The organism is Candidatus Omnitrophota bacterium (assembly GCA_030650275.1).
Lineage (GTDB): Bacteria > Omnitrophota > Gorgyraeia > Zapsychrales > Fredricksoniimonadaceae > JACPXN01.
Genome location: JAUSEK010000021.1, coordinates 84,965 through 94,852 on the forward strand (window position 1 = coordinate 84,965; position 9,888 = coordinate 94,852).

At 46.7% G+C, this 9,888-nt stretch carries 6 protein-coding genes; all 6 read right to left on the bottom strand.

Annotation, left to right across the window (positions count from 1 at the left end; all coding sequences use genetic code 11):
* Window positions 1-94: 94 nt before the first annotated feature.
* Window positions 95-5,644 (bottom strand): hypothetical protein, encoded by a 5,550-nt coding sequence (locus Q7K71_05845; protein ID MDO8675618.1) that lies wholly within the window; start codon window positions 5,642-5,644, stop codon window positions 95-97.
* A gap of 413 nt (window positions 5,645-6,057) precedes the next feature.
* The gene (locus tag Q7K71_05850) at window positions 6,058-6,441 is read right to left on the bottom strand and encodes a response regulator (GenBank protein MDO8675619.1); all 384 of its coding nucleotides are present in this window, start codon (window positions 6,439-6,441) and stop codon (window positions 6,058-6,060) included.
* 10 nt (window positions 6,442-6,451) lie between these two features.
* Window positions 6,452-7,663, bottom strand: coding sequence for an ATP-binding protein (locus Q7K71_05855; GenBank protein ID MDO8675620.1), 1,212 nt, complete (start codon window positions 7,661-7,663; stop codon window positions 6,452-6,454).
* A 14-nt stretch (window positions 7,664-7,677) separates the two neighbouring features.
* A complete protein-coding gene (locus tag Q7K71_05860) occupies window positions 7,678-8,019 on the bottom strand; it encodes a circadian clock KaiB family protein (GenBank protein ID MDO8675621.1) in 342 nt (113 codons plus the stop codon).
* 3 nt (window positions 8,020-8,022) lie between these two features.
* Complete coding sequence (locus tag Q7K71_05865; protein MDO8675622.1) at window positions 8,023-8,307, bottom strand: circadian clock KaiB family protein; 285 nt, start codon at window positions 8,305-8,307, stop codon at window positions 8,023-8,025.
* Complete coding sequence (kaiC, locus tag Q7K71_05870) at window positions 8,304-9,761, bottom strand: circadian clock protein KaiC (protein MDO8675623.1); 1,458 nt, start codon at window positions 9,759-9,761, stop codon at window positions 8,304-8,306. Before kaiC ends, Q7K71_05865 begins: the two co-directional genes overlap by 4 nt.
* Window positions 9,762-9,888: the final 127 nt, after the last annotated feature.

Consider the following 9,888-nt stretch of genomic DNA (forward strand, 5'->3'; position numbering starts at 1 on the left):
TCAGTTTAACACCATCGGGGGGTTAAAACAAGAAAACCCTCCGTGAAATCATCCACGGAGGGTTTAAAAAACTAGAAAAAATATTTAATACCCGTTAATGGCTTAAGGCCAGCGCGGGTTCTTTATCGGTGAGCCCCAACAGCAAAGGCAAATTACTGATCGGCGTCACCTTGATGATGACCGGCATGAACCCGTCGATCTTCATGTTGCCGATGGGCTGCTGGTTGATGGGTAGCGGAATGCCCTTGCCGTCGCGTTTGATCTGCAAATTCAGCATCGCCGGGTCTAAGTTGATACCACCGTAGGGGTCTTTCTCAACCACAACCGCCCTATCGACATTACTTAACTGCGCGGCGTCGGGCTGAGGTTGGGCAAAGCCATACCCATATGCTCTTAATGCCGCCTCTATCTTTACGACTGTTGCGGCAGGTGACCGTGTCTTTCTTTGAAATTCATCCTTCGTTAGTCTCGTTAAGTCAGCGGTCACATGTATGTCTCCAATACCAACATCTCCCATGGAATAGGCTTCCCTATAACTTATGGTTGCCAGCTTATCAGCAATGTCTCGACTGATACCAATGGCAGTTAAAGATTTTAAAAACACATCGGAATTTTTGGGTAACCTTAAACCCAATCTACCTAAAGCCCTTTCAATTTCTTGCAATTCCTTCTCTTGAAAAGGATATACCTTCCCTGCCCACTCATAATTTATACCAAGCAAAGATTCTCTTGTATAACGCATTAAATCACCAACGGTAAAAATATCCAATTCCATGGCCTCCGGATCGGGGCTAATCAAATTAGCTGCCAATTGCTTAGAAAGTATGGTTGAAAGTTGGAGTTTTGCGTATCGTTCCAATTGTTTTCCTATCGCCCCATCCACCCTAGGCGCTTTGGCCGTCATCGCCGCGTCGGCAACAGCCTTTTCTAAAGCCTCCGGTCTTTTGGACTTCGGTTCATTGTATCCTTCAAATGGGATCGCCTTCGCCAAAACGGCTTGAGTGTTACCCACATTCAAATCCCGACTGGTCCTCTTAACTTCCTCATAAACCGCTTGCGCGATCTGTCCCTGCGCATCCTGCTCCAACGTCCACAATTCTCTCTTAAAAGGTGCGGACAATTCCTTGGTCAGGTCCTTTAACGCGCCCCGGACCTTCTTTTCTTTCCCTTTTGCATCGGTGAATTTCAAACTGCCATCAATATTGTCATACAGCAACCCGATCATGATCTTCTCATCGCTCCATCCAAGTTCTCGCAACTTGGCAAAAACGCGTTCCCAAATATCGCGGAACTTGGCTTCATAATCCGACTTCCTTTTCTCAGATTTCCACAAGCCCTGCTGTTTGATCTTCGCGGCAGTAACTGCGTCCATATCAGCTTCAGCCCACTCAGGGTGGACCAAGCCCTCCAAATATGCCTGCATGGCCTTAAGTAATTCAGGGGCATTTTCAACAGCAATCCCCAATGCCAATTGCTGATACTTCGTGGCCAAATGCGCCTCTCCTGTCCCCACCACCGGCATATTCGGGAACTCTGATTCTTTTAATGTTGAGGTCCCATGCTGCACAAAAACCCCAACCCCGATCTCCGGCGCTGCTGCTTCATGTTGAATATAACTGCCCCAATAGGGTTCCCCTCCCAGGCCATGCTGTGTTCCTGTCTGTAATGCTTCCTTGCTGGGTAAAACTAGGTTCTCTTTTTGGCTTTGCTCAGCGACCTGATGCATCAACGTAAGCGATCCTAAAACCGTAGAAGGAAAATCCTTATGCAGGGGGTTATCTGTATGCCGCTCTTCCACCCCTATCGAGATCGGAAAATCAAGATTGTACTCCGGCTCAAGTTCATGCCGGATAAACCTGATCAAATCCATTGTGACCTGCAATGGTACCGCAAGGGCCTGAATGTATTTTTCCTTCAATGTGGCTATTTTATCCGCACTGACCGGATATTGCCGCAAATAACGGACATCTTCTTGTGTCAACACTCCTTGTTCCAGGCCTTCATGTCCTTTAAAAACTCCTTGCGCTATCAGTTCGGCCTTTTTGGCAAGAATTCTTTCATAATAATCCGCTATCATGTCAGGGCGGCCCACTTCCAGCATGTTCACTAAAGCGCGACGGATGTCCCGTAGGGCTGTTGATTCCTGGGTATGGGTTTCTTTGATGTCACCTGCCGCCATTATTTGACCATTAAATTCAATATCTGTCGCCCTGCGGGTTTGGATAAACTCATTGGTAATTTCCCTCTCCAATGACAGAACTTCTTCCAAAATGACATCATTCCACAATGTCGACGGATCAAGGTCAATGTTATAAATACCCGCCGCCACCGCCTCATGCATCAAGGTCTTGGCTTTTTTAATGGACCCCTCCGGGTCCTTGGCATAATCTTTCGCGGGGATCTGCAAGTGGTCCAACTGGAAAAATAACGGTCCACGATACCCTTCTTTGATCGCGGCCGCGTATCCCATCGCGGTGTATTCGTGATAGAATTGCGCCGTATATCTGCGTTCCGAAGTTGCCAACTCAAGAACAAAAGGCCCGACCTTGTCTTCCATATTCGCCCTTATGATCTGGCGCATTGACACATAGGCAGGACCCGTACGGACGTTATAGGCCGGGGTCGTTAATTTCGTCCAACCATCCGGTTTATTGCGGGCCTTATAAAAAGCATCGATCGAGGCGGCCTTGATACCCAAGGCATTGGCGGATTCCCGTAAAATCCTCTGGGCCGTCAACCGCACATCCTCATTTTCACTCAAAGCAGCTTCCTGCGCCAAATAATCCACTGTTTCGGCGCGTAATTTATGTTCATTCAAAACCTGAATACCCTCGGCTGTTACTTTTATTACTTCCACAATATTAGACAATAATTCCGCAACACTTTGCGCCTCTTGACTGACCACCATTGCTCGGTCGGCCCGTTCGGCGTTCAAATCCCTGGTCACGATGCGGACAACCGGCGCTCTTTTAGGTTTGGTATCAATAATGAGGTTTCTGACCACAGAAGGCTTGGCCCAGTCCACCCCTTCCTGGGCGAAGACGCCATTGGTTGAAATAAAAGAAAAAGCTCCATAGACATTTCCCTGAACATCCCCTTCATGGAACAGCTTATTGCCTTTTAAAATGGCTTCGGCATCCCCGTAAGATTCCCGCGCTTCCATGATATCGGCCGGTTCATCAACGTTTTGCTCGGGATCGGTATGTGGAACGACACGAAAATTGTAACGCTGGCTTTGGTCGTTGACCTCCACGCCAGCTTCATCATTATTCATTTGCCCGCTATAAACGCGCAGACCGCCCACAGTCCCCTTGCTTTTTAACCCGCCGGCAATGGCCAAGACCAAAAACCCTTCCGCGGAACCCGCGACCGTAATAACGGTTTTATGAATACCGTAATCACGGCCGGTGGCGGCTTTATACATCTCGGATGTCATGGCCGCTTTTAACCCGTGAGCAACTGTCCCGTCTTTAATGGTGGTGATCTTAAGGCCGGGGACCTGTTGCTGCAATCCGCGCAAAACATTTAAAAACTTTGTTTCACGCTTTCTGTCCATGACAACGATCTCTTCCTGCAAGTCTGTGAGTTCCTGCCCGCGGACCTTAGCCAGGAATTTAAGATATTCAATGATCAATTCCGGATTTTCCGCGTAAACCTCCGGATCGCTCAGAGAGTGCGGAACGCCGTGAATATCAACGGTCAATTTTCTGAATTTGGATGCGTCATCTCCGAGATTGGTAACGAATTGCCCGACATAGCCATCCGGGGCATTGCCCAAATCAGCCACACCGTCCCCAACGGCAATAATACTGGTTGCACCTGATTCTCCGTCTTCAACGGTGGTCAGCGTCTTTCCATCAGAATTGGTGACAAACATGTTGGTGCCTTCGACCACGTCAATAATGGCATTGACGATCCCATATGCCTTACCCATTTTTTCTGAATGATAATACTTGCCATCCACCGATTTGATCGCTTCAATGATCGCGGAAGCTTCGCCTTCCAGCTCATCGGGAGCGACCACCTCATTGACTTTCAAGCTCTCGGCAACCCCATCGCGTCCAAACCCTTCGCTGACGCGAACCAGCATGATAATGCCCAATTCCTTAGCAACTCTGACAAAGATCTGTTTGGCAATACCATCAGACGCGTCTTTGATAGCTCTGTTAAACCTGCCCAAAGTCTTCTTATCCGTGGACTCCAGTTGGGCGGATATATCAGTTGTTTGAAGCCACCCCAGAATCTCATTGATCTTTGTATGTTTTGCAGACCTGGCGAGCTCTAGAAATAAATCGATAATTTTTGCCTGCTTTTGCTGACCTGTGATCTGTTCCGCGAGGATATCCATCACTTGCTTATAAGCGCCCCGTAACCCCAAATGTGTCAATTCTGAGGCTGTTTCAACAACAACAAGGCCGGGAAACTCATTAATGACTTTATCCAATCTCCTCTTTTCTGCTACCGTCATCGCCACATCAGCCCGCGTCGCATTTTCAACCAGATCGACAGTCACAACCTGCGCATTGCTCCCGGGAAGCGCGGCGCGCTCGTCATTCCCCAACATGGCCAGGCCGGTCTTGACTTCCACATGTGAAGGCGCCACGGCCCCGCCCGAAAAATACTTTCTGGGGATCGTGGTATTGGTCGCGGGATCGCGGTCTTCCTTAATATAGTTGTAGACACCCTTCTTGAAGGCCTCCAGATACTGGCTGTAGATCTTTTCCTTGCTGGCCTTGTCTTGAACATCAATGCCTTTGGTCTTGTTCTGATTGGAATAGACCTGGTTGAGCAGTGTCTCTTTTAAATTCTGCTTGTACCAAATAGCCAGGATCATGGAGTTATAGACCTGACGCAAATTAGAAAAATTCTTTCCTGTATTGACTTCTGTTTCAATGGCCGGGATCAGCACCTCGCGCACCGCCTGTGAGGCGACGCTATTGATGGCTTGAGTGTCCTTCGTTTCCATTCCGGCCGTACCGAATTTCTTGTTGTTCAGATTGTTCTGCAGGGCCAGATAATCCTCTTCCAACATCACTTTCAAATGGCTATTGACCACAAAAGCACTGCCGTTATGTTCATAAACCGTGGCGTTATCGGGAATGATCCAGACCTTATTAAAGGTATTGACGGGGATATTGGTCGTGCCCATCTTTTCCTGGGCCAGCTTGTAGGCCTTTTCCCAGAACGTCTTGCCCAGTTCTTTTTCGGGATACACCAGGGAGGCTGTCAGCTGTTTGAGGATATAGTCCTGGGCCAGCAGGTCACGGCCCATTTCGGTCAACCCAAAACTCTCCGGGATAATGCGGTTTTTCTCATAAGGAGAAAGGTTGACCCACAGTTCTTTATCGGGAACGGTCAGAGAGGCCAGAAAATACTTCACCATCTTTGCCGATTCCGTCTTTAACTGCTCCCCGCTTATCCTGGAGTCGCCGGTATCAACAATGAAATTGAATTCCAAAGGGTTTTGTGGATTGATCTGCACGCCTTTGATCAAGGCAGGCGTAAATGCCTGGCTTGTGGAGAGCATGGTCCCGGGAACGGGTAGATCAAGAAATGTATTAGAGGCGGCAAAACTGACGGAAGGCAGGCCTAAATTGCATGCGAAGCAAACGAGAACAACAAGGGTTTGGATTCTTTTGATCATGGTCTTCTCCGGGGTTAAATCAGAAAACGCTTTCCGTGTAGCAATGTTGAAAAGATAACATGCGTTTTGGGGATTGTCAAGTTTTTGAAATCGACGGAAGGGATTGTGGATTAATGAGTTACAACTCTTCAAAAAAATAATTTTTTAAATCTTAACAAAAAATGACGGGTAGTCGTGGACGGTAGGCGAACCCTACAACCCCTTGAAACAAGCCTACTTATACCACTTTACCGAAAACGTAGTATGGGAGCGCTTATATCCTTAGGGGAGCCAATCGACAGTACCCGACCGTACAATAAGGGCATTTTATCACAACACCGGCAAAAATCCAGCGAAACCACTGATTTATAACGACAAAGATCAATCACTGCTTAAACGATTCTCCGGTAAAACCATGCTACGAATAGCCGCCCTCAGTACCCCGGAACAACGCAAGGCGTCTGGTTAATCAAATCAACCAACGCCTGAGCATCAAACGGTTTTTGTAGAAAACCTATCGCCCCTGCCTTTAAAGCAGTATCCCTGAGTCCATCTTTTTTATCAGCAGAAACCATAATGACTGGGCGTTTAGATCCGGATTTAATAAGCCGCTTCATTGTTCCCCACCCGTCCAATCCCTGCATGTGAATGTCCAAAATCAGACAACCGTTCATACTATTCGGAACAGCGACAAAAAATTCCTCTGCTGAAAGGAACGTGCTTACCGTAAATCCATAAGTCATTAACAAGCATTTAAGCGAACGGCATACTGCCTCATCGTCATCCACAATAAAAACTTGTTTTTTGTCTATGGGCATTTACCATCCCCTACTTTGGTTGCATCACGGGAATGGTGAAATAAAAAGTTATGCCGCGATCAGAATTATTTTTCATCTCTATTCGCCCGCCATGCGCCTCAACAATGGAACGGCTGATACACAGCCCCATTCCCAACCCATCCGGCTTGCTGGTAAAGAAAGAAGAAAAAAGCTTGGGTATGTTTTCTTTAGAAATCCCGCACCCGGAGTCAATCACCTCCACAACAATCGTATCGGCATCTTTTCGCGATGTGCGAATCAATACCGAACGGGCACCTCGCCGACTCTTAAGGGCATCAAAACTGTTACTGATAAGATTCATGAGAACCTGTTGCATCTGTATCTGATCGCCGTAAACAAATGGAAGATTACTCTCGAGTTCGACTTTTAAGACATCCTTCCTTAAAGTGGCGTCCGTAATAACAAGATCAACAGTCGCCTTAACAAGGGCGTTGATATCGAGCGGCTTCATTTTAGGCTCATTCTTCTTTAAAATGTCACGCAACTGTTGGACGATCGCTACCGCCCGATGATTATCATGAATGATGTGCCGCAAAATTTCTTGAAGCTCAGGTTCTCTTCCTTTAAACATGCGCTGGACAGCTTGAGCATAAGAGAGAGTGGCCGTTAAAGGTTGGCTGATCTCATGCGCCAATGACGCGGTAAACTCCGCAAGCTTGCCAACCCGGGTGGCGTGCAAAATCTCCTCGCGTTGTTTGGCAATCTTAAGTTCTGCGTTTTTTCGTTCAGTTAAGTCTGTTACTACCATGCATATGCCTTCATCCTCAAGTTTCATAGGACTGCATGACACCGCCACCGGATAGAGCTTTTTGTTATCTTTCTTAAGATGAATTTCATCCCGGGTGGTTTGATCTTTACTTTTGCGCAAAATCGACTTAAGTCTTGAAATATCATCCGTCCCGACAAAATCAAAGATAGATCCGCCAATAATCCTTTCTATTGGAACGCCAAGCGCCTTCGCCAGCGAGTTGTTGCAATACATCACTATCCCGTTAGGCGTGAGAGCACCCGCCCCCTCATTCATGTTTTCAACAAAAACACGATAAGCATGATCCGCCCCTTTTAGAATAAAGATCTTTTCATCATTGGTAACAAGCGCATCCACAGCTCCGCTCTTGATCGCGGCCAATAACTCTTCGGCTTCAGCGAGTCGCGACTTCAAATCCGTATTTTCCTTTAGAAGATTCTTTGGCTCTTTCATCTGTCCTTTAATTCTTATCTTGCAACAGTAGCAATCCCCGGTTTATCAATGAATCGTAAATCCAGACCAACAAGTAATTTATTGGTATCCGACATGTCCCCCACGAATCTGCGCAATGGTAAAGGCAATTCTTTGATAAGCGTTGGTGCCGCTAGTATCTGACCGTTCTTGGCCAGAATAGGATTCTGATAAATATCTTTGATCGTTAGCTGGCACTGGCCCGGCAAGTGTTCATCGCATATCTTCCGTATATTCTTAATCGCTTTTTGAGATCGCGGAGATAATCCTGCCACATAAAGGTGAAGGACATATTTATTGGATTTGGGTGTTTTAGGTACTCTTTTTACTTTGACCATATATCATCCTTTCTTGACTATATCCAGCCCCACCAAAACTCTCTGTTTGTTTGAAAGATCGCCAACAATTTTCTTTATAGGCTCAGGCAATCTTCTCACGAGCGTCGGAATGGCCACTATCTGGTCGCCTTTGGCAAGCTTGGGATTTTTAAGAAGGTCTATCACTTTGATAGAGTATTGCCCTTTCAGATGTTCATTGCAGATCATCTTAAGGTTAGCGAATGCCTCTAATGATTTAGGTGTTGCTCCCGCAACATATAATTTAAGTTCGTAAGGTATCTTTTTCATTGGACATTCTCCTTCACACCGGGAATCTCTTTTATCTCGAGTCCTTTGTTAGTGATTATAAAGTCCATAGTTTTGTGAGTGTGCTTCATGCCTCTGGACTTGATGATAGCTATCCTTCGCATCCTTTCATGGCCAAGCAACTCCATAGAAAGCCGCATCCATGTATCGCAAAGTGATGAGATTCCTACCTCTGTCCCTTCACCCTTACCTCCAATTATGGTGAGGTCTGTTGCCAAAACAGTTACCCCTTCATTCTTCAAAAAGTCGATAAGGCGTGCGATCATCGCCTTTGCCTCATCCATCTCCCCGGAACCTATCATGGTTGTGAGCGGGTCTATAACAACGACCTTGGGCTTAAACTCTTTAACAGCCTTATGCGCCATGACAAGGTGCATCTCAAGCCCGCAAAGAGTCGCCCTGTTGGCGATAATCTTCAAGAGCCCTTTATCTACCCAGTTTTTAAGGTCCATCCCTATACTCTTCATATTTCTGGATAACTGCGCGTCAGACTCTTCAAACGAAAAATATAAAGCACGCTGGCCGTCGCGGCATACGGAATCTACAAACTGTGCGCCAAAACTTGTCTTTCCGCTTCCTGCTGATCCAGATACAAGAATAGCACTGCCCCGGTAGTAACCTTTATTACCAAGCATCTCATCAAGGCTTTTTATACCAGACGACATCCGATGCGAACTCGCGCCGCCTGCTAAAAGTAACGATGTCATAGGGAATACGGAAATACCGTTTTCGCCGATAAGGAACGGGAATTCATTAGTCCCGTGCTTTGAACCTCGGTATTTTATTATCTTAAGTCGTCTGGTCGATATCTGTTCGGTTACTCTGTGATCAAGAAATATGACGCAATCAGCGACATATTCCTCTAGGCCATGCTTTGTAAGAAGCGCCTCACCCTTTTCGCCGGTAATGATAGCCGTGACCCCTTTATCTTTAAGCCAACGAAAGAGCCGTCTTAATTCCGCGCGAAGGATCGACTCATTTGAAAAGCCTGAAAACAGGGCTTCGATCGTATCGAGCACAACTCTTTTCGCGCCTATCGAATCGATCGCGGCAGACAATCTGACAAAGAGCCCCTCGAGATCATATTCGCCTGTTTCCTCAATCTCGCTTCTCTCGATGTAAACGTAGTCGATAGCGAGCTTTTTATTTTTTATAAGCGCCTTCAGATCGAATCCGAGCGAGGCAAAGTTTTCTACCAAGTCCTGCTCTTTCTCCTCAAAAGCCATAAAAACTCCGGGTTCGTTATATTGCAGAGCGCCCCTGCAAAGAAACTCCATGGCCAAAAGCGTCTTGCCACAGCCGGGCCCTCCACATATTAAAGTCGGCCGCCCTTTAGGCAGACCACCGAATGTGATCTCGTCCAGACCCTGAATGCCGCTTGGGCATTTTGGAAGTTCCGGCATTCCTGCGCTCACTACATTTCTTGACTTATCCATACGCCTCACCTTTCCTTAATAACAATAATGCCTTCGCGAGTATTCATAGAAGGCATTATTTGTTTTTCAATTTCTTATTAATATACGAATTTATATCTTCTTTTCGAATCCTGTATCCGCCGCGACG